The sequence below is a fragment of the Actinokineospora diospyrosa genome, from assembly GCF_024171925.1.
GTDB lineage: Bacteria > Actinomycetota > Actinomycetes > Mycobacteriales > Pseudonocardiaceae > Actinokineospora > Actinokineospora diospyrosa.
In genome coordinates this window covers 109,650-128,757 of the sequence record NZ_JAMTCO010000003.1, presented here as the reverse complement: position 1 = coordinate 128,757, position 19,108 = coordinate 109,650, and the positions used below count along the sequence as shown (strand labels likewise).

Sequence of the window (19,108 nt, the reverse complement as noted above, 5' to 3'; positions counted from 1 at the left end):
GCCGGGCGCGGTGATGCCGGGCACAGCACGCCATCCTGCAGGCACACCCCTGATCCCCATAGGCTGGGACGCGCGCGACAGCCACCCCGAGATGTGACCGCCTCGCGCCGTACCCGCGGCCGGGCATGACCGAGGAGAACGTGTGCGGCCCTGGCCCGGAACCCCCTACCCGCTCGGTGCGACATACGACGGCGCGGGCACGAACTTCGCGGTCTTCTCCGAGGCGGCGAGCCGGGTCGACCTGTGCCTGTTCGACCAGGACGGGACCGAGCACCGGGTGCGCATGCCCGAGGTCGACGGGTTCGTCTGGCACTGCTACCTGCCCGGTGTGCTGCCCGGGCAGCACTACGGCTACCGGGTCACCGGCCCGCACAACCCCGCCGAGGGGCAGCGCTGCAACCCCACCAAGCTGCTGCTCGACCCGTACGCCAAGGCCGTCGCTGGCGCGGTCGACTGGGACCAGTCGGTGTTCGGCTACACCTTCGGCGACCCGGACCAGCGCAACGACGACGACTCCGCGGCGCACACGGTCAAGGGCGTGGTGGTGAACCCGTTCTTCGACTGGGCCAACGACCGGCCGCCGAAGACCCCGTACAACGAGACCGTCATCTACGAGGCGCACGTGCGCGGGCTGACGATGCAGCACCCCGGTGTGCCGCCGGAGCTGCGCGGGACCTACGCCGGGCTGTCGCACCCCGCGGTCATCGAGCACCTGCAGCGGCTCGGCGTGACCGCGATCGAACTGATGCCGGTGCACCAGTTCCTGCACGACCACGGGTTGCAGGAGCGCGGGCTGCGCAACTACTGGGGCTACAACACGATCGCCTTCTTCGCCCCGCACGCCGAGTACGCCGCGCAGACCGCCCAGGGCGCGCAGGTCGCGGAGTTCAAGGCGATGGTGCGCACGCTGCACGAGGCCAACATCGAGGTGATCCTCGACGTGGTCTACAACCACACCGCCGAGGGCAACCACCTCGGGCCGACGCTGTCCATGCGCGGCATCGACAACGAGGCCTACTACCGGGTGGTCGAGGACGACCCGCGCTACTACATGGACTACACCGGCACCGGCAACTCCATGAACGTGCGCAACCCGCACACGCTGCAGCTGATCATGGACTCGCTGCGGTACTGGGTCAGCGAGATGCGCGTCGACGGGTTCCGCTTCGACCTGGCCGCCACCCTGGCCAGGGAGTTCTACGACGTGGACCGGCTGTCGGCGTTCTTCGACATCGTGCAGCAGGACCCGGTGATCAGCCAGGTCAAGCTGATCGCCGAGCCGTGGGACGTCGGGCCGGGCGGCTACCAGGTCGGCAACTTCCCGCCGCTGTGGACCGAGTGGAACGGCAAGTACCGCGACACGGTGCGCGACTTCTGGCGCGGCGAGCCCGCCACGCTCGGGGAGTTCGCCTCGCGCATCACCGGCTCCTCCGACCTCTACCAGGAGGACGGCCGCAAACCGTTCGCCTCCATCAACTTCGTCACCGCGCACGACGGGTTCACCCTCAACGACCTGGTGTCCTACAACGAGAAGCACAACGCGGCCAACGGCGAGGACAACCGCGACGGCGCCGATGACAACCGGTCGTGGAACTGCGGTGCCGAGGGCCCGACCGAGGACGCCGGGATCAACGAGCTGCGGGCGCGGCAGCGGCGCAACATGATCGCCACGACCATGCTGGCGCAGGGCGTGCCGATGCTGTTGCACGGCGACGAGATGGGCCGCACCCAGGACGGCAACAACAACGGCTACTGCCAGGACAGCGAACTGTCCTGGGTGGACTGGTCGCTGGCCGAGACCAACGCCGACCTGATCGACTTCACCGCCGGGGTGGTGGCGCTGCGCGCGCGGCACCCGGTGTTCCGGCGGCGGCGCTTCTTCGCGGGCCGCCCGATCCGGCGCGGCGACGAGCTGCGCGACATCGCCTGGTTCACCCCCGCCGGGCAGGAGATGTCGCACGAGGACTGGGAATCCGGCTTCGGCAGGTGCATCGTGACCTTCCTCAACGGCGAGGGCATCCCGGACCTGGACACCCGCGGCGAGCGGGTCACCGACGACTCGTTCCTGCTGTGCTTCAACGCCCACCACGAGGACATCGAGGCCGTCGTCCCCGACGGCGACTACGGTGCCGAGTGGGAGGTCGTGCTCGACACCGCGACCGGGGAGGTCTCCGCCGCGGTGCCCGCCAAGTACTCGGGCAAGACGAAGCTCGTCCTGCCCTCGAGGTCCCTCATCGTGTTGCGACGCACCGGGAGCCAGTGATGCGGTCGACCTACCGCGTTCAGCTGCGGCCGGGTTTCGGGTTCGCCGAGGCCGCCGCGATCGTCGACTACCTGGCCGAGCTCGGGGTGGGGGCGCTCTACACCTCGCCGATCCTCACGCCGACCCCCGGCTCCTCGCACGGGTACGACGTGGTGGACCCGAGCCGGGCCAACCCGGAACTGGGCGGGGAGACCGGTCGGCGGGCGCTGGTGGACCGGTTGCGCGCGGCGGGCTTGGACATGGTGGTCGACATCGTGCCGAACCACATGTCGGTCGAGGTGCCCTCGGCGAACGCGTGGTGGTGGGACGTGCTGGCGCACGGACCCGGATCGCGTTACGCCCGGTACTTCGACATCGAGTCGTTCCCGGTGCTGCTGCCGGTGCTCGGGTCCGATGAGGACATCGACAAGGTGACCGTCGACGGGGACGTGCTGCGGTACTACGACCACGCGTTCCCCCTCGCGCCGGGGACCTCGGACGCGCCGGACGCACTCGCCCAGCAGCACTACCGGCTGATCGACTGGCGGCGGGCGGGCGCGGAACTGAACTACCGGCGGTTCTTCGACGTGACAACGCTCGCCGGTGTTCGCGTGGAGGACGAGGAGGTCTTCGACGCCACGCACGGCGAGGTGCTGCGGTGGGTCGGCGAGGGCGACGTCCAGGGGTTGCGGGTCGACCACCCGGACGGGCTCGCGGACCCGGGTGGGTACGCGCGGCGGCTCGCGGAGCGGGCGCGGTGCTGGATCGTGGTGGAGAAGATCCTGGAACCCGGCGAGGAGCTCCCCCGGTCCTGGCCGGTGGCGGGCACGACCGGGTACGACGCCCTGCGCGAGGTGTGCGGGGTGTTCGTCGACCAGGGCGCCGAGGAGGCGTTCACGGCGCTGGCGGACTCGCTGGGCGTGCCGACCGACTTCGACGCGGTGCGCGCCGAGTGCCGCCGGTTGATCACCACCACCTCGCTGGCCACCGAGGTGCGCAGGATCGCCTCCCATGTGTCCGATGTGGACCCCGCTGCCGCGCGGGAGGCCGTGGCGGAGCTGATGGTGGCGTTCCCGGTGTACCGGTCGTACCTGCCGGAGGGCGCGGAGTACCTGGCCGCCGCGATCGGGCGGGTCCGGCGCGAGCGGCCGGATCTCGGCCAGGCGCTGGACGCCGTCGACGCGCAGGTGCGCGCGGGTGGCGAGCTGGCGACGCGGTTGCAGCAGACCTCCGGCATGGTGGTGGCCAAGGGGACCGAGGACACCACCTTCTACCGCTACACCCGGTTCGCCGCGCTCAACGAGGTCGGCGGCGACCCGTCGCACTTCGGGGTGGGCGTCGCCGAGTTCCACGCGGCGCAGGCGGAACGCGAGGCCACGCACCCGCTCGCGATGACCGCGCTGTCCACGCACGACACCAAGCGCTCCGAGGACGTGCGGGCGCGGATGGCCGTGCTGGCGGAGCTGCCGGACGAGTTCGCCGACGCGGTGCGGCGGTGGACCGAGCGCCGGGGTCTGCCGGAGCCGTGCCTGAACCTGCTGGCGTGGCAGACGTTGCTGGGCGCGTGGCCGATCAACCCGGACCGGCTCGCGGCGTACCTGGACAAGGCAGCCAAGGAGGCCAAGGTCCGCACGTCGTGGACCGAGCACGACGAGGAGTTCGAGGAGACCGTGCGGGCGTGGCCGCGCGCGGTCCTCGGCGACCCGGGGCTGCTGGCCGAGGTCGAGGCGTTCGCCGCCCGGATCGCGCCGCACGGGTGGTCGAACTCGCTGGGGCAGAAGCTGTTGCAGCTGGCGGGTCCCGGCGTGCCGGACGTGTACCAGGGCACCGAGCTGTGGGACCTGTCCCTCGTGGACCCGGACAACCGCCGCCCGGTGGACTTCGCGGACCGGGCGGACCTGCTGAGCAAGCTCGCGTCCGGGTGGCCGCCGCCGATCGACGAGACGGGCGCGGTGAAGCTGCACGTGGTGCGGACGGTGCTGCGGCTGCGACGGGAGCGGCCCGCGCTGTTCACCGGGTACCGACCGGTGTACGCGGACGGGCAGGCCGCCCGGCACGTCGTGGCGTTCGAGCGGACCGGGTTGATCGCGGTGGCGACGCGGTTGCCCGTGGCACTGCGGGAATGGGGCGACACGGTGTTGCCGCTGCCCGACGGCGAGTGGGTCGACCAGCTGACCGACCGGCCGACCGACGGCGGGGTCGCGGCGATGCTGGCCGACTACCCGGTCGCACTGCTGGTGCGCGCGTGATGGCCGAGCCGTTCAGCGTGTGGGCCCCGTCCCGCTCCCGGGTGCGGTTGGCCGTCGGGGGCGCGCGGCACGAGATGGCCCGCGACGACCGCGGGTGGTGGCACACGGAGGTTCCCGGCGCGGGCCCGGGGACCGACTACGCGTTCCTGCTCGATGACGACGACAAGCCGCTGCCGGATCCGCGGTCGCTGTGGCAGCCGAACGGGGTGCACGAGCCGTCACGGCGCTACGAGCACCGGGCGTTCGAGTGGACCGACGCCGCGTGGACCGGGCGCGCGTTGGCGGGTCGGGTCGTGTACGAACTGCACATCGGGACGTTCACGGCGGCGGGCACGTTCGACGGGGCGCTCGAGAAGCTGGACCACCTGGTCGACCTGGGTGTGGACTTCGTGGAAGTGTTGCCGGTCAACGCTTTCGACGGTGTCGCGGGCTGGGGGTACGACGGCGTGCTGTGGGGCGCCGCGCACGAACCCTACGGCGGGCCGGACGGGTTCAAGCGGTTCGTGGACGCCTGCCACGGGCGCGGCATCGGGGTGATCCTGGACGTCGTCTACAACCACCTCGGGCCCTCGGGCGCGTACCTGGACCGGTTCGGCCCGTACTTCGCGGGGAAGAACCAGTGGGGTCCGACGCTCAACCTGGACGGGCCGGACTCCGACGAGGTCCGCCGGTACGTCATCGACAACGCGCTCGGCTGGCTGCGCGACTTCCACGTCGACGGCCTGCGGCTGGACGCGGTGCACGCCCTGGTGGACACCCGCGCCACGCACCTGTTGGAGGAGTTGGCCGTCGAGGTCGAGGCGCTCTCCGCGGGTCTCGGTCGGCCGCTGTCGCTGATCGCGGAGTCGGATCTCAACGACCCCAAGCACGTGACCCCGCGCGCGGCGGGCGGCTACGGCTTGGACGCGCAGTGGTGCGACGACCTGCACCACGCGCTGCACGTCGCCCTGACCGGGGACACCTCCGGGTACTACGGGGACTTCGAGGGCGCGCTGCCGAAAACGTTGCGGTCAGCGTTCTTCCACGCGGGCACGTGGTCGTCGTTCCGCCGCCGAACGCATGGCAGGCCGGTCAACGCGTTGACGACGCCGGGGCACAGGTTCTTGGCCTACCTGCAGAACCACGACCAGATCGGCAACCGCGCCACCGGCGACCGCCTGACCGCGACGGTGCCATGGCCCCGCGTCCTGTGCGGTGCGGCGATCGTGTTCTGCTCCCCTTACACACCAATGCTTTTCATGGGCGAGGAATGGGCCGCGTCGACACCGTGGCAGTTCTTCGCGTCCTTCCCGGACGCCGAGCTGGCCGAGGCGGTGCGCACGGGCAGGCGGCGGGAGTTCGCCGAGCACGGCTGGGGCGAGGCCGAGGTCCCCGACCCGATGTCACCGGAGACCGTGCGCCGCTCCACTGTGGACTGGACCGAGCTGGACGCGCCGGACCACCGGTCGGTGTTGCGGACCTACCGGGCGCTCATCGCCTTGCGGCGCGGACACCCCGAGCTGGCCGACCCCCGGCTGGACCGCTTCAAGGTCGACCACGCGGACGGTTGGCTGGTGCTGCACCGCTCGGGGCTCAGGGTCGCGGTGAACCTGGGCGGCTCCGAGGTGACACTGCCGCTGCGGGCGACATCGGTCCTGCTGGCCGCCGAAGGAGTTTCCGCCTCGGCGACGGGTTTGACCTTGCCCAGCAACACGTTCGCGATCGTCGGGGTGTCGTGAGGTCGCGAACCGGCTCGTGACATAGGTCTTGGCCGTGTCGTGCGGGACACGGCCAAGACCTCGCACCGGTGGATCACTCCACGGTGCGGCGGTACCGGACCTCCCGTCGGGGGCCGGGTAGCGCGAACTTGCGGATGAGGTAGGTGAGCGCGGCGCCGATGAGCAGCCACACGATGGCCGCGGTGCCGTAGTTGAACAGCACGGCCGCCTTCTCCGAGTCGGGGGTGAACAGGCCGTCGAAGCCCAGCGAGACCCCGCCGGAGAAGCCGTCCACGAAGGAGGCGAACCCGTTGCGGGGGTTGGCTTCCGCGAGGACCAGGATGATCTGCGCGACCAGCACGACGGCGAACAGGCTGACCACGAAGGTGATGGCCGAGCACACCATGCGCACCGTGCGCACCCGGCCTGCGTAGCTGTCCTCGACCCGCTCGCTGACCACTTCTTCACTGGCGGGACGCACGTACTGGTCGTCCGCCGGTAAGGCGTGGGTGCGCCTCGGGTCGGGCTCTTGCGGAACTGTCATGCACCCATGGTCGCACCACCGGGTGATGGCCGCTTGACAACTCAGCCGGGCACCGGGTAGCGCTGCACCAGCCGGTCCAGGGTCGCCCGGATCGCGTTGAGGTTCTTGCCGGGGAAGCGCACCAGCTCCAGCAGGAACCCGATCCGCGCGGTCGACCAGTCGAAGGTCTCGGTCACCTCGGTGCGGCCGTCGCCGAGGTCGCGCAGCTGCCAGCGCCAGCGGTGGCCGTAGAAGTGCCGCCAGGCGATGAGCGCGCCCTCCTCGTACTCCACCACGGTGTTGAGGATCTTGTAGGGCAGACCGATCCGCATGTCCATGCCGAACCGCGACCCCAGCTCCAGCCGCCGCGGTCCGGTGGAGCGCGCGGCCACCACCGTGCCGGACCCGTCGATCAGCGGGTGCTGCGCCGGGTCGACCAGCATCCCGAAGATCACCTGAGCAGGCGCGCCCACGACCCTGCTGTCACTCACCTGCCGCGTCGTCATGGCGTACATGTTACTCGCCGGTACACGCGTGTGGGTGGTGGGCGGTGGTGACGTGCCGCTTAGTGGGTGAGCAGCTGCGCCATGCTCTCCCGCACGGTCGGGTCCGGCTCCTGGGCCACCGCAGCGCGCAGGGCGGTCTGCACGTCCGGCTGCCAGGTCTCGGGCCCCCAGCCGGTCAGCGTCCGGACCGCCATCACCCGGTTGCGGACCACCGGGCAGCGCAGCGAGGTCAGCACGAACTCCACCCCGCGGCCGGGGAACTCGCGCAGCGCGGTGACCACGACGTCGAGCACGGCGTGGTCGTTCCACCTGGCGCCGATCCCGGCGATGTCGCCGGGCCCGGTGCCCAGGTCCGACAGCCGCAGAACGGCCGAGGCGGTGTCGAGGATCTGCGGCAGCCGCTCCTCGGTGGCCTGCGCGACCAGGCCCGCCCAGGCCGCGGGCGAGGCGTCGGCGCGGACCCGGCGCAGGGAGGCCGGGAAGCGGTCGATGCCCAGCACCGCGGCCGCGTACGCGGCGTCGTGGAAGGTGCGGTCGTCGGCGGACTCGAGATCGCGCACGGTGAGCGCGGGCCAGCGCGGCTCGGCCATCAGGTCTCGGCAGCGCCGCACCAGGGTTTCGTGGCGGCTCAGGTCCCAGCCCTTGGCGTACCGCCGCTCCCAACCCGGGCTGGCGAGGAACTCCTCTATGCGGGCGGTGGCCACGAAGTGTCGGAGGCTGTGCGCGCGGCGGGTTAGGTGGCCGGTCAGAAGGGACAGGGCGATGGGGGCATCGTCGTAGTCGTCGATGTCCTCGGCAGGCCCGCCTTCGATCAGGGCACAGATGATGTCGGCGGCGGCGTCGAGCAGTTCGTCGTCGACGTCCGTTGCAGACAACGCGGGGACAAGGCCGCCGATGGTGGCAGCGCGGTGGGCGAGGTAGCCGTCGAGGACCGTGTTGCGGAAACCGCCGCGCAGCAACCAATCCCGCAAGAGCGGGCCGGTAGCGTCACCGAGCCGTTCCACCACACCGATCCGACCCCACCCTTCGACCCCACTGACCAAGGCGAGCAAGGCAGGCTCGGGGTCGACTTGAGTGGCCTGCACAGTGGCGAAGGCGTAGAGGGTGAACTCTTCATGCCTGCCCAACCGCAGCACGACATCTACGTCGTCGGCGTCCGCACCCAGGCTCAAGAGCGCAATGCCGAACTTCACCGGTGCGCGGTGTTCAGCCTCGGTCGCCAACCGCCTGCCGAGCGCGCGCACGGCGTCCGGCAGGCCCAACGACCGCACTCCGGACAAGACGTCATCCAGTTCGGCGAGGACCTCGCGCTCGCACAACGCGGTGTAGAGCGCGCCGTAGTCCCCGTCGGTGATCGCAGCGGCGACCAAAGCGGGCAGCGCCGTGGTGACGTCCGCTGGGTGGTGGGTCAGCGCGGTGCCGTCCGACCACGGGACCAGACCGCCCCCTTGCCGGTGGTCGATCTGGGCGTCCGGCAGCACGTCCCCACCGGGGAGCAGGCCGCGACCGCTGGGATCGAGGTGACCGGCGATGTGATCGTGGATCGAGGGCACGCACCCATTGTCGCGCGCGCATCCGACACTCACCGCGACGCGTCGGACACGTGCCGATCAGACCAGCTTCTTCACGAGGAGCTCGAAGGCGAGGTCATCGCGGCGCGGTAGGCCAAACCGGTCATCCCCGTACGGGAAGGGGATGAGCTCGCCGGTCTGGGTGTAGCCGCGGCGGACGTACCAGGCGACGAGGTCGGCACGTGCGGTGAGGACCTTCATCCGCATCTCCGGCAGGCCCCACTCCTCGGCGACGACGCGTTCCGCCTCGGCCAAGGTGAGCCTGCCGACCCCGCCCGCCTGACGCCCGGGGTCCACGGCGAACATCCCGAAGTACCCGGCGCCGTTCTCCTGCGCGACGTGGCAGCAGGCGACCAGGGCACCGTCCTGCTCGGCGATCACCACGACGCTCTTGTCGGCGGTGATGACCTCGGCGACCCCGTCCGGGTCGGTGCGCTGGCCGTCGAGCAGATCGGCCTCCGTGGTCCAGCCCTGCCTGCTCGCGTCGCCGCGATAAGCGGATTCGACCAGGGGTACCAAGGCGTCGACGTCGTCGAGGGTGGCGCGGCGGAAGGAGAGCACGAACCGAGCCTAGGCGCTGTCCGGTGGGTCTGGTGCGTGGGATCGGTGAGCGCGGATAGCGCGTGCCGGACTCGCCGGACAGTGCCTAGCGCGTATTTCTGAGTGACTACGCTGCCCGCATGGGACTGTTCGGTCGCAGGAAGGCCAAGGCGGAGGCCGCCGCGCTCGCCGAGCACCTGGTCCTGGACCGGTGCTGGGACGACTTCGCGCTCGACATCGGGGTCGACGCGGTGACCGACGGGCACCGCAAGGCCGCGCTCGCCCTGCTGCGCGAGTGCCGCGACGACCACGAGGCGCGCACCCTGCGGGTCCGGGCGCTCGCCGACGCCGCGATCGGGCAGTCCACCGAGATCCGCGAACTGCTGACCACCGACGAACTCGACCAGGGCGAGGCGGCGGACGTGCTGCTGTGGCTGGGCAGCACGCTGATCGCCGAGGCGTGGGAGATCCGCGGCGGTCGCTGGGCGCGCACGGTCGGCGAGGAGCGGTTGAAGCTGTTCTTCTCCCGCCTGCGCGAGGCTCGCGATCCGCTGATGGCCTCCGCCCGGTTGGCTCCTGAGGACGCGACCCCGTGGGTGGAGTTGCAGCGGTACGCGCGCGGGATGCGGCTCGACCAACCGCAGCGGGACTTCGTCTGGCTAGAGGCGATGCAACGCTGCCCGACCTCTTACCCCGCGCACGTCGGGCGGCTCCAGACGCTCGCGTTGAAGTGGGGTGGCTCGCACGAGGAGATGCTGTCCTTCGCTCGCGACACGGTGGCCAAGGCGGCGCCCGGCAGTCCTCTGGTGGCGATGTTGCCTATCGCGCACGCCGAGTACCTGCTCAACGAGGGCGACAGGTTCATCGCCGAGGGCAGCGCGTGGGCGTACGTGAAGCTCAACGCCCGGTACTTCACCCCGCGGTTGAAGGCGGAGTTGGCGGAGGCGGACACCAAGGGGTCCGCCTCCGGCGTCTTCGCGAAAGAGGTCCACAACCTGTTCGGCTGGGCGATGTTGGAGTCCGGTGACCTCGACCGGGCGCGGTGGCACCTGGCCAAGGTGGGCAACCGGCCGTCATCGCTGCCGTGGTCCTACAGCGGCGAGCACGCCTACGCCCGGGCCCTGGTCCGGTTGGGCGTCACCATCTAGCCGTCGAGCTAGCAGTCGCTCCACCAGTAGTCCAGCTTGGGCGGGGCCGATACGTCTACCCGCTCGCCCGGCTTCGGTATGGCTACCGTGACGCCCTGTTTGTCGGCCTCGACCAAGAGGCGGTCCACGGGGTCCGTCCACGGGTGCGGAGCCAGGCTGAAGGTCGCCCAGTGCACCGGGATCAGCAACCCACCACGCACGTCGACGTGGGAGGCGACGCCCTCTTCCGGTGTCATGTGGATGTCGGGCCAGCCCGGCGCGTAGGCACCGATCTGCACGAGGGTGGCGTCGAACGGGCCGTACTGGGCGCCGATCTCCCGGTAACCCGCGAAGTAGCCGGAGTCGCCGGTGTAGAAGACGTTGTTCTCCTGGCCGCCGTTCTCTTGGCCGCCCTTCTGCTCAGCACTGATCACCCAAGAGGCCCATAGGGTGCCGTCGCGCTTGAACCCCCTGCCGGAGAAGTGCTGCGCGGGGGTCGCGGTCAGGGTTACCGCGCCGATCTCGACGGACTCGTGCCAGTCGAGTTCGATGATCCGGTTCGCGGGCACCCGCCAGCGCTCCAGGTGCGCGCCGATGCCGAGCGGGACCACGAACGGCGCCTCTTGAGTGCGCACGAGAGCACGGATGGCACCGAGGTCGAGGTGGTCGTAGTGGTCGTGCGAGATGACTACGGCGTCCAGGCGGGGTAGTGCCTCGATCGGCTGCGGCGGTTGGTGCAACCGACGCGGCCCGACCAACCGGGACGGGGAGACGCGCTCGCTCCACACGGGGTCCAGCAGCACCCGGGCGCCGTCTAGCTCAATCAAGCTAGTGGCGTGTCCGTGCCACGTGATGTGCAGCCCGGTGTCGATGGGCGCTAGAGGCCCGACGACCGGGATCGGACCGGCGGGCTTACGCCCGGCGTTCTCGCGAACCAGCGTGCGCAGCGTGTTGCGCATGGCACCCGGCTCCACCGGCTTGGGCGTGGCTTGGTTGCGGAAGGCGCCATCCCGGTACTGGGGCGATCGGGTAACCCTCTCGCCACGGGGTCGGCGTCCGAGCGCGATAGGCACATCCCAGGCGACCCAGGCAGCCGCGGCGGCCACTGCTAGCGCGGTCAGGACTCGTTTCATCCCTTGATAATCCTCGCGGCAGCCTGTGAGCGCTCTCAGACCCCTCGCGATCCCACCCGCACCGGGTGACCAGCGCTCCCGGTGCCTAGCGCTCCCGGGCGGCGAGGCGCAGCCGCATGGCGCGGCGGGCGACCAGGCCGGGGCGGGGCGTGCGGACCGACACCGAGGTCAAGAACCCCGGCTCGACCCGCAGGCCCGCGGGCGCCGGGTAGTCCTCCCCCGGGGCGTTCGGGTGCTCGGGGGGCAGCAGGTCGAGGATCGCGCGCAGCGCCCAGCGGGCGTGGCCCTGGTAGGACCAGACCACGGACTCGGCGGTGAACACGTCCCAGTCCCGCACCAGCCGCGATCTCGCCGCGGTGACGTCGTGCGCGTCCTTGATGACCACGTAGTCGACGTGGGTCTCCCACGCGTAGGTGGCCACGATCGCCTCCGGCTGGTCGGACCCACCGCACAGGAACACGGTGAAGCCGTCCGCGACGACCGCGCGCAGGAGGTCATCGATCTCGCGCAGGTTTGTGGGGTCGGACAAGTCTGCGGGATCCGACAAGTCTGCCGGGTCGGACGGATGTGACTGTTGGCAAGGCTGGCTCATCGTGATCACCCGATTGGCCGGTGCCACCGCCGAGCGGACTCGACTGTCGATGACACGTTGTGCTCGTACCGCCTGTCTACATCACCCGAATGAGTCATGGGTAACGAGTGATGTCACTGACACAAACAGGACACATATCGATGGGGTTCACACCTGCAGGTGATGGTCGCGAGGTATCAGCTGGGTAACCGCGACACAAACAGTGCCTACCCGCCGAAAGTTCCACCCAAAGGGGTGACTACTCTCACGCCGCACCACCGTCGGTGGCTCGACCGTCATTCGTTCGTGTCGGCGCCGCAGTCGCCCCCTGCTGAGGTTGGAGTCCCCTTGCGCACGTCCCTCTCCCGCGATTGGCTCCGCTCCGCGGGCCGCGTCGCCGTTGTCACGACCCTCGCCGCCGCGGCCCTGTCGCTGTTCGCAGGCAGCGCGAGCGCGCACACCCCGACCTACGGGGTCAACTGCGACCGCGAGACCGGCGTGCTCACGGTCTGGATCAAGGCCGACTCGTACCAGGACTCGAAGGACGTCACGAACAAGGCGGTCGTCAAGGACGGCGACAAGACGCTGCTCGACACCACGTTCAAGAGCGCGCTCGAGAAGAAGACCTGGGAGCTCGACGGCACCGTCGACCACAAGCTCACCTTCGACGTCGACATCGTGCCGGACCCCAACAAGCCCGACTGGGAGCTGCACGAGGTCGAGAACGTGAAGGCGTGCAAGACCGAGACGACCAAGCCGACCAACACCTCGACGACGACCACCACCACGCCGAGCACCACGGTGTCGACGACGCCGTCCTCGACCGCGCCGACCACCGCCAGCACGGTGATCTCGCCGACCACCACGGTCGCGCCGAACCCGAACGACCTGCCCGACACCGGCTCCAACGTCGGTGTGCCGCTGGCCATCGGCGGCCTGCTGGTGCTGGGTGGCGGCGGCGCGCTGGTCATCGCGCGCCGCAAGCGCAGCAGCAACTAGTCCGTTGAACGCCGAACGGCCGGGCCCATCGGGTCCGGCCGTTCGGCGTTTTAGACGGAAGTTTCTAGATGATGGGGGTCTGCACCGGGCTGGTGATGGCCTCGAAGACCAGCAGCGTGTTCACCGAGACCACCTCCGTCCGGTTGAGCAGCCGGGAGATGAGCAGCTGCTGGAGGTGCGTGGTGTCCGGCACGGCTACCTGGATCAGGTAGTCATCCGGGCCCGCCACGTGCAGCAGCGACACCGTCTCCGGCTGCTCTAGGACGAAGGCCTTGAACTCCTCCACTACGCGCTGCCGGTGCGGTCTTACCCGGACGGACAGCAGAGCGCTTATAGGCCTACCGAGCGCGGCGAGGCTGACCGTGGCGTGGAATCCGGTGAGCACACCGCGTCGCCGCAAGGACCGGACCCGCTCTAGTGCCGTCGACGGGGCTACGCCGACTATGGAGGCGAGTTCCTTGTTCTGCACCCGTGCGTCGCGTTGCAGTTCGCGCAGGATGGCGAGGTCGGTTGCGTCGATGTCGGCTGGCTGGCCCATGGTGTCCGTATCTCTCTGCCGCAGGTCGGTCCTTCCGAACCTATGTCAGCGGTGGGCATCCTTGAGCGCGTAGTCCAGATCGGCCTGGATGTCGTCCGGGTGCTCAAGCCCAACCGATATTCGCAGCACAGCGGCGTGCGGTTTGGCGGAGGGCGCCACCGGGCGGTGGGTGAGCGAGGCCGGGTGCTGGATCAGGGTGTCGACGCCGCCGAGGGACACCGCGTGGGTGATCAGCCGGACGCCCGCCACCGTGCGCGCCGCCTCGTCCGGGCCCGCCACGGCGAAGGCGATCATCGCGCCGGGGCCGGACATCTGGGTGCCGACGAGCGGGCCGGACGGGAAGTGGACCTCGCGCACGTACTCGTGGTCCGACAGCCACGCCGCGATCCTCTTGGCGTTGTCCTGCTGGGTCAGCACGCGGATCGGCAGGGTCTGCAGGCCTCGGTGGAGCAGGTAGGCGGCGAGGGGGTGCATGAGCCCGCCGGTGACCGCTCGGACCTGCCTGAGCTTGGTAGCCCAATCCGCGGAGGTGGCCACAACGCCGCCAATGACGTCGCCGTGCCCGCCTAGGTACTTCGTCGCCGAGTGGAGGACCAAGGCCGCACCGTGCTCAAGAGGACGCTGCAAGACGGGCGTGGCGAAGGTGTTGTCCACGATGACGGGCACCCCGTTCGCCTGCTCGGCGACAGAGGCCAGGTCGATCAGGTCCAGGGTGGGGTTGGCGGGAGTCTCGACCAAGACGAACCCGGTGTCCTTACGCAACGCCGCCGCGATGCCGTCCGGGGTGGCCCAAGTGACCGAGGTTCCCAGAAGGCCGGTGGCGAGCACGTGATCAGAACCGCCATAGAGGGGCCTGACGGCGACGATGTGGGGTTTTCCCGCGGCGACCGTGGCCGTGAGGCAGGCAGCGAGCGCCGCCATGCCAGAGCCGAATGCGACCGCTTGCTCGGCATCCTCCAACCGCGCTAGAGCCGACTCGAACCGGGCGACGGTCGGGTTCCACAGTCGCTGGTAGACGAGGCCACCCTCGGCAGGGGGTAACCCGCCGGTGGCGAGGGCCTCGTAAGCGGCCCCGCCGGAGTCGATGTCGGGGATTGGGTTGGTCGTGGAGAGATCGATCGGGGGCACGTGCACCCCGAGCCCCGCGAGGTCTTCGCGTCCCGCGTGCACTGCCACCGTGGCCAGACTGGTCATCCCGCACCCTCCTCAAAGGTCGGGCCCAGGATGAGCGGTCCGCGACGACGGCGGACCGGCCGTCGAAACGCGACCGCGAATTGGCGCACCGGCCCGCCGCCAGTTCGGCGGCGGGCCACCGTTCAGCCCCCGGAACCGAATCCGATTCGCCATGGCGGCGGTGGATCCGGCGCGGGTTCCCCGAATCCGCTTCGCTTTTCGCCGATCAGCAGGCGGCCGACTCCCGCTCCGCCGAGTCCCCTGCGGTCGGGTCACCAGCAGTCGGGTCGCCAGCAGTCGGGTCGCCTGCAGTCAAATCGCCAGTGGCCGGGTCCACGGTGGTCGGTTCAGCCGCGACCGGATCCACAGCGACCCGGTCCTCGGTGGCCGGTTCGGGGACCGCGGGCTCCTGGGCCGCGGTCTCGTGGCCTGCGGGCCCGTCGACAGCGGGCCCGTCGACGGCAGGCTCGCGGGCGGCGGGCTCGTGCGCGGCGAGGAGTTGCTCGATGATGCCCCGCGTCCGCTCCAGGGTGTCCTGGTGCCCGGTCCGCGCGAGCCGGAACGCCAGCCGGGTGAGCACGTCGGCGAGGGTGACGCACTGCAGCAGCGTGGTGCGCAGCGCCGGGGTGTCGGTGAACGCGAAGTGGCGGACCAGCAGGGTCGCGAACGCCTCCGCGAGCGGGTCCTTGGCGTCGTCCTGCGGTTCGAGCTCGCCCGCGGCCAGCCCGGCGCCGCTGATGGCGCGGAAGCCGTCCTCGGTGCGGCACATGTCCACATAGACCGCGTAGGCGCGGTCGAGCCCGGCGCGCCAGCCGCGCACCGGGGTCCGGTCGGCGAGGACCCGGTCCTGGAAGCGGCGGGTGTTGCGCTCGACGACCGCGCGCATGACGGCGGTCTTGTCCGGGAAGTACCGGTACACCGATCCAATCGAGACGGTGGCCGCCTTGGCGATGTCCGCGGTGGTGGTCGCGGCGTACCCCTTGGTGGCCACGACCCTGGCCGCGGCGTCGAGGATCCGCTCGATCTGGCGGCTGGCCCGATACTGGGTGGGCGTGCGCCGGACCCGGTAGGGCGTGTCTGGAACGGTCACGCGGGCCATTGTGCCCAGAAGGATTCGGACGTTCGGCCCAGGAGGAGGAATCCTTGTCGGAAACATGCGTGTTCTGCCGAATCATGACCGGGGAATTGCCCGCTGTCATGGTTCACCAGGACACTGACGTGGTCGCTTTCCTCGACCACCGCCCGCTCTTTCGCGGCCACGTCCTGCTGGTCCCGCGCACGCACGTGACCGTTCTCAGCGACCTGCCCGCCGATCAGCTCGTGCCGTTCTTCGGGATGGCGCAGCGGCTCGAGCGGGCGGTCGAGGACGGTCTCGGGGCGGACGGCTCGCTGGTGCTGATCAACAACATCGTCAGCCAGTCGGTGCCCCACCTGCACCTGCACGTCATCCCGCGCCACCGCAAGGACGGCCTGCGGTTCTGGCTCGGGCCGCGCCACCCCTACGACGCCGAGCACCCCGCCGAGGAGTACGCGGCCAGGATCCGCGCGCGGCTGGCCTAGCGCGTCCCCCTCGACGTGGGACACCCGCTCACCGGGGTGCGGGAATTCCGGGCGAACCCGACCCCGGGCGCGGCACCATCGGCTACCGTGCGTGAGGGCCACCGGTGGGACGAGCCGGAAAATGGGGACATCCGGGCCTTGCATTCTGCCCCGCCGCCGGACACATTGGTTCAGACCACTTAGTGGTTCAGACCAAAGAGGGGGCGCCATGGCGATGATCAGGCCGACCGAGCTGACCGCCGGGATGTGCGTCGGGCTGCTCGGCAGACGGGTCAGCGGCCCGCGCTGGACCGGCCGCACCCTGTCCTGGGTGGACACCGAGCGCGGCCGGGTCCAGTTGGGGCGCATGACATCGCTGGGCCCGCGGCACATCGCGACCCTGGTGCTAGACGGCCGCGTCGTCGGCGCCGTCCCGGCCGAGGGCGGCTGGGTGGTCGGCGGCGACCCGGTGTTCCTGCGCCGCGACGGCCGCGTCGCCCCGCTCGACCTGCCCGCCTCCGACGGCATCTGGTGCGACCCGGCCGGGCGGCTGTGGCTGGGCACCGAGCACGGCCTGCACCGGGTCGACCTGGGCGGGCGCGTGCGCACGGTGCTCGACGGCCCGACCGGCGGGCTCGCCTGGAGCCCGGACACCAGGACCATGTACCGGGTCAGCGACGGCGGCCTGATCGCCCACGAGTTCGACCTCGCCAACGGCACGACCGGCCGCGCCAGACCGCTGGTGTCGGCCGCCCGCGGCGTCGCGGTCGACGTCGACGGGTTCGCCTGGGTCGCGGGCGGCAACACCGTCCGCCGGGTCGACCACACCGGCGTCGCGTACACGATCGTCCGCTTGACCGACGCCGTCGCCGTCGACTGCTGCTTCGCGGGCCCCACCCTGTTGATCACCTCGGCCGACGGGACCGTGCACGCCTGCGCGCCGGGCACGACCGGCGCGCCCGCGGTGCGCTGGACGGGCCTGCCCAGGTGGGGCAAGACGGGCGCACCGGCGTTCCCCTGACCAGAGCAGGGTGATCACCGTCGGCACCCGGGCGTTCGTATGTTCGAGCGAATCCGCTTGATCGGTCTACCAACTCGGCAGCCGCAAGAGGTACCCACCTAGGTGTGGACACTGCAGCGCGTTGGCGCGCGCCCGCCGCCATCCTCGGCGTGGCCGCGCTCGCCCCCCTCGTGGCAGGCCTCGCGCTCGGCTGGGCGAACTGGGTGACCGTCCCGGTCATGCTGGTCGCGCTCGCCATCGCGGGACTGGTCGTCAAGCAGGTGCTGTTCTACCGCGAACAGCGCGAACTGCGCGCCGAGGCGGCCCGCGAGCGCGCCAAACCCAAGGCGGAACCGGCACCGCACGCCGAACACCACGTGCCAGCCATCCCGGTCGACAGCGCGGAGCCGTACTACCGGTTCATCCTCACCTGCACGGTGTGCTGGCAGCCCAGCGCGGGCCTGCCCCAGCACGGCAACCTGCGCGGCCTCGCGGTCCACTCGATCCTCGAACGCGCCCGCGCGGTCACCGTCACCGGCTCCCCGACCGAGGCCGAGGTCGTGCAGACCCGCCTCGCCGCCGAACTGGGCGCGATGGCCCAGGACCGCTCCGGCCAGATCATCACCTGGGCGGAGAACGTCGGCCTGGCGGTACCGGAGGAGGACGCCCGCCGCCTGGACCGGTTGACGCAGCTGCGCAAGGAGAAGCAGGTCCGCCACCACGAGCAGGAACTGGAGCAGCGCACCAGGGCCTACCTGGCCGACGAGATCCTGGTGGACCCCGGCACCGCCGTCGTCTGGTGGCTGGCCCGCCACCCCGAACAGGTCCGCGAAGCCGCCGACCTCATCCCCACCTTCGCCCGCATCAGCGCGGCCGTCACCAAAACCGAAATAGCCCCCCAATACGCCGAACGCCTGGACGACCGCCCAACCCTCAGCGCCGTCGGCTGGCCCCGGCTCAACACCCAGTCCGAAGAGGACAGAAAAGCCCTCCCCGTGTCTGACGCCCCGGAGCAACCCCTCTGGCCCCGGGGCAACCGAGACCACGGCGACTACGACGAACCCGAGGACACCACCTCAGCCCGCTGATCGCGCTGGTGCTGCCACCGCCTACATCGACAGCCTTGCCAGCCACTGAACACCCGGAACCCCGTTGGTGCCAGCCCAACCCACCGAGTCAGCCCTGCCAACCCGCCCTAGACACTCGGATCCTCCCGTACCCATCCCGGCTGCCGTCAGGCCCGCCCCAAACCACCTGATCACCCCTTGGACACCCGGACGCGACGGTGCCACCCCAGCCCCGTCAGGTCCGCCTCAGCCCACCTGACCAGCCGTGGACACCGGAAGGTCCGGTGCCATCCCAGCCCGCCCTCGTCGGCCCTGCCAACCCAGCCCCTGGACACTCGGACCCGTCGGTGCCAACTCGCCTGCCGTCAGGTCCGCCCCAGCCCACCTACTCAGCGCCTGGACAGTCGGACTCGCTGGTGCCAGGTGCTCGATGGGGTGGACCTGTTTTGTGTGGGGGGACGGCACCCGTAGCGTTTCCGCGCGGCAGGGCCAGTCTTTTCGGCCCCTGCTTTGCGGTTCTGCCACGGGTGTCGTAGGGGCCCCGCGCAAAACAGGTCCACCCCATCGAGCAAAGCTCGAAAATCGCGGATCAGATGCAATGCCGAAGGCGAGCCGTCTACCGGAGCCGAAGGC

Annotated in this window: 17 protein-coding genes; 8 read left to right on the top strand and 9 right to left on the bottom strand. The window is 70.6% G+C overall.

From position 1 onward, the window contains the following. Positions 1 to 142 precede the first annotated feature (142 nt). The 3 genes from glgX to treZ are packed head-to-tail and all read left to right on the top strand — an operon-like array spanning position 143 to position 6,209. Positions 143 to 2,263 (top strand): glycogen debranching protein GlgX, encoded by a 2,121-nt coding sequence (glgX, locus tag LV75_RS05770; protein ID WP_253885599.1) that lies wholly within the window; start codon positions 143 to 145, stop codon positions 2,261 to 2,263. Next, complete coding sequence (gene treY / locus LV75_RS05765; protein ID WP_253885598.1) at positions 2,263 to 4,491, top strand: malto-oligosyltrehalose synthase; 2,229 nt, start codon at positions 2,263 to 2,265, stop codon at positions 4,489 to 4,491. The genes glgX and treY overlap by 1 nt, the downstream gene beginning before the upstream one ends. Beyond that, positions 4,491 to 6,209, top strand: a complete 1,719-nt coding sequence (treZ, locus tag LV75_RS05760; protein ID WP_253885597.1) for a malto-oligosyltrehalose trehalohydrolase — start codon at positions 4,491 to 4,493, stop codon at positions 6,207 to 6,209. Before treY ends, treZ begins: the two co-directional genes overlap by 1 nt. A gap of 73 nt (positions 6,210 to 6,282) precedes the next feature. Here treZ and LV75_RS05755 read toward each other — a convergent pair whose 3' ends face one another. The 4 genes from LV75_RS05755 to LV75_RS05740 are packed head-to-tail and all read right to left on the bottom strand — an operon-like array spanning position 6,283 to position 9,349. Further along, positions 6,283 to 6,732, bottom strand: coding sequence for a hypothetical protein (locus LV75_RS05755; RefSeq protein WP_253885596.1), 450 nt, complete (start codon positions 6,730 to 6,732; stop codon positions 6,283 to 6,285). Between the two features lie 41 nt (positions 6,733 to 6,773). Further along, entirely contained in the window at positions 6,774 to 7,217 is a 444-nt protein-coding gene (locus tag LV75_RS05750) for an SRPBCC family protein (protein ID WP_253885595.1), read from the bottom strand. Between the two features lie 59 nt (positions 7,218 to 7,276). Beyond that, positions 7,277 to 8,770 (bottom strand): hypothetical protein, encoded by a 1,494-nt coding sequence (locus tag LV75_RS05745; RefSeq protein WP_253885594.1) that lies wholly within the window; start codon positions 8,768 to 8,770, stop codon positions 7,277 to 7,279. 57 nt (positions 8,771 to 8,827) lie between these two features. Continuing rightward, complete coding sequence (locus tag LV75_RS05740; RefSeq protein ID WP_253885593.1) at positions 8,828 to 9,349, bottom strand: GNAT family N-acetyltransferase; 522 nt, start codon at positions 9,347 to 9,349, stop codon at positions 8,828 to 8,830. Positions 9,350 to 9,468: 119 nt separating this feature from the next. Between LV75_RS05740 and LV75_RS05735 the strand changes: the two genes are divergently transcribed. Continuing rightward, positions 9,469 to 10,476 (top strand): hypothetical protein, encoded by a 1,008-nt coding sequence (locus tag LV75_RS05735; protein WP_253885592.1) that lies wholly within the window; start codon positions 9,469 to 9,471, stop codon positions 10,474 to 10,476. An 8-nt stretch (positions 10,477 to 10,484) separates the two neighbouring features. Here the strand turns inward: LV75_RS05735 and LV75_RS05730 are convergent, their stop codons facing one another. Together LV75_RS05730 and LV75_RS05725 are read right to left on the bottom strand one after the other, a co-directional pair. Beyond that, complete coding sequence (locus LV75_RS05730; RefSeq protein WP_253885591.1) at positions 10,485 to 11,588, bottom strand: MBL fold metallo-hydrolase; 1,104 nt, start codon at positions 11,586 to 11,588, stop codon at positions 10,485 to 10,487. 85 nt (positions 11,589 to 11,673) lie between these two features. After that, positions 11,674 to 12,117: a hypothetical protein gene (locus tag LV75_RS05725; RefSeq protein WP_253885590.1), complete on the bottom strand. Its 444-nt coding sequence runs from the start codon at positions 12,115 to 12,117 to the stop codon at positions 11,674 to 11,676. A 390-nt stretch (positions 12,118 to 12,507) separates the two neighbouring features. Between LV75_RS05725 and LV75_RS05720 the strand changes: the two genes are divergently transcribed. Next, on the top strand, positions 12,508 to 13,158 hold the full coding sequence (locus tag LV75_RS05720) for an LAVTG motif-containing sortase-dependent surface protein (RefSeq protein WP_253885589.1): 651 nt from the start codon (positions 12,508 to 12,510) through the stop codon (positions 13,156 to 13,158). 64 nt (positions 13,159 to 13,222) lie between these two features. Here the strand turns inward: LV75_RS05720 and LV75_RS05715 are convergent, their stop codons facing one another. The 3 genes from LV75_RS05715 to LV75_RS05705 form a co-directional block, all read right to left on the bottom strand. Continuing rightward, positions 13,223 to 13,696, bottom strand: coding sequence for an Lrp/AsnC family transcriptional regulator (locus tag LV75_RS05715; protein WP_253885588.1), 474 nt, complete (start codon positions 13,694 to 13,696; stop codon positions 13,223 to 13,225). A gap of 45 nt (positions 13,697 to 13,741) precedes the next feature. Continuing rightward, positions 13,742 to 14,890, bottom strand: a complete 1,149-nt coding sequence (locus tag LV75_RS05710; protein WP_253885587.1) for a trans-sulfuration enzyme family protein — start codon at positions 14,888 to 14,890, stop codon at positions 13,742 to 13,744. Between the two features lie 205 nt (positions 14,891 to 15,095). After that, complete coding sequence (locus LV75_RS05705; RefSeq protein WP_253885586.1) at positions 15,096 to 15,959, bottom strand: TetR/AcrR family transcriptional regulator; 864 nt, start codon at positions 15,957 to 15,959, stop codon at positions 15,096 to 15,098. Between the two features lie 83 nt (positions 15,960 to 16,042). Between LV75_RS05705 and LV75_RS05700 the strand changes: the two genes are divergently transcribed. The 3 genes from LV75_RS05700 (at position 16,043) to LV75_RS05690 (ending at position 18,496) form a co-directional block, all read left to right on the top strand. Next, positions 16,043 to 16,429 carry an HIT family protein gene (locus tag LV75_RS05700; protein WP_253885585.1) on the top strand — a complete coding sequence of 129 codons (387 nt, stop codon included), beginning with the start codon at positions 16,043 to 16,045 and terminating at the stop codon, positions 16,427 to 16,429. Positions 16,430 to 16,637: 208 nt separating this feature from the next. Further along, the gene (locus LV75_RS05695; RefSeq protein WP_253885584.1) at positions 16,638 to 17,429 is read left to right on the top strand and encodes an SMP-30/gluconolactonase/LRE family protein; all 792 of its coding nucleotides are present in this window, start codon (positions 16,638 to 16,640) and stop codon (positions 17,427 to 17,429) included. A gap of 104 nt (positions 17,430 to 17,533) precedes the next feature. Continuing rightward, positions 17,534 to 18,496: an MFS transporter gene (locus LV75_RS05690; protein ID WP_253885583.1), complete on the top strand. Its 963-nt coding sequence runs from the start codon at positions 17,534 to 17,536 to the stop codon at positions 18,494 to 18,496. The last annotated feature ends 612 nt before the right edge of the window (positions 18,497 to 19,108 follow it).

Coding starts and splice junctions, on each gene's coding strand:
- treY (WP_253885598.1), top strand. CDS start 2,263: ATGCGGTCGACCTACCGCGTTCAGCTGCGGCCGGGTTTCGGGTTCGCC.
- treZ (WP_253885597.1), top strand. CDS start 4,491: ATGGCCGAGCCGTTCAGCGTGTGGGCCCCGTCCCGCTCCCGGGTGCGG.
- LV75_RS05755 (WP_253885596.1), bottom strand. CDS start 6,732: ATGACAGTTCCGCAAGAGCCCGACCCGAGGCGCACCCACGCCTTACCG.
- LV75_RS05750 (WP_253885595.1), bottom strand. CDS start 7,217: ATGACGACGCGGCAGGTGAGTGACAGCAGGGTCGTGGGCGCGCCTGCT.
- LV75_RS05735 (WP_253885592.1), top strand. CDS start 9,469: ATGGGACTGTTCGGTCGCAGGAAGGCCAAGGCGGAGGCCGCCGCGCTC.
- LV75_RS05730 (WP_253885591.1), bottom strand. CDS start 11,588: ATGAAACGAGTCCTGACCGCGCTAGCAGTGGCCGCCGCGGCTGCCTGG.
- LV75_RS05715 (WP_253885588.1), bottom strand. CDS start 13,696: ATGGGCCAGCCAGCCGACATCGACGCAACCGACCTCGCCATCCTGCGC.
- LV75_RS05710 (WP_253885587.1), bottom strand. CDS start 14,890: ATGACCAGTCTGGCCACGGTGGCAGTGCACGCGGGACGCGAAGACCTC.
- LV75_RS05700 (WP_253885585.1), top strand. CDS start 16,043: ATGACCGGGGAATTGCCCGCTGTCATGGTTCACCAGGACACTGACGTG.
- LV75_RS05695 (WP_253885584.1), top strand. CDS start 16,638: ATGGCGATGATCAGGCCGACCGAGCTGACCGCCGGGATGTGCGTCGGG.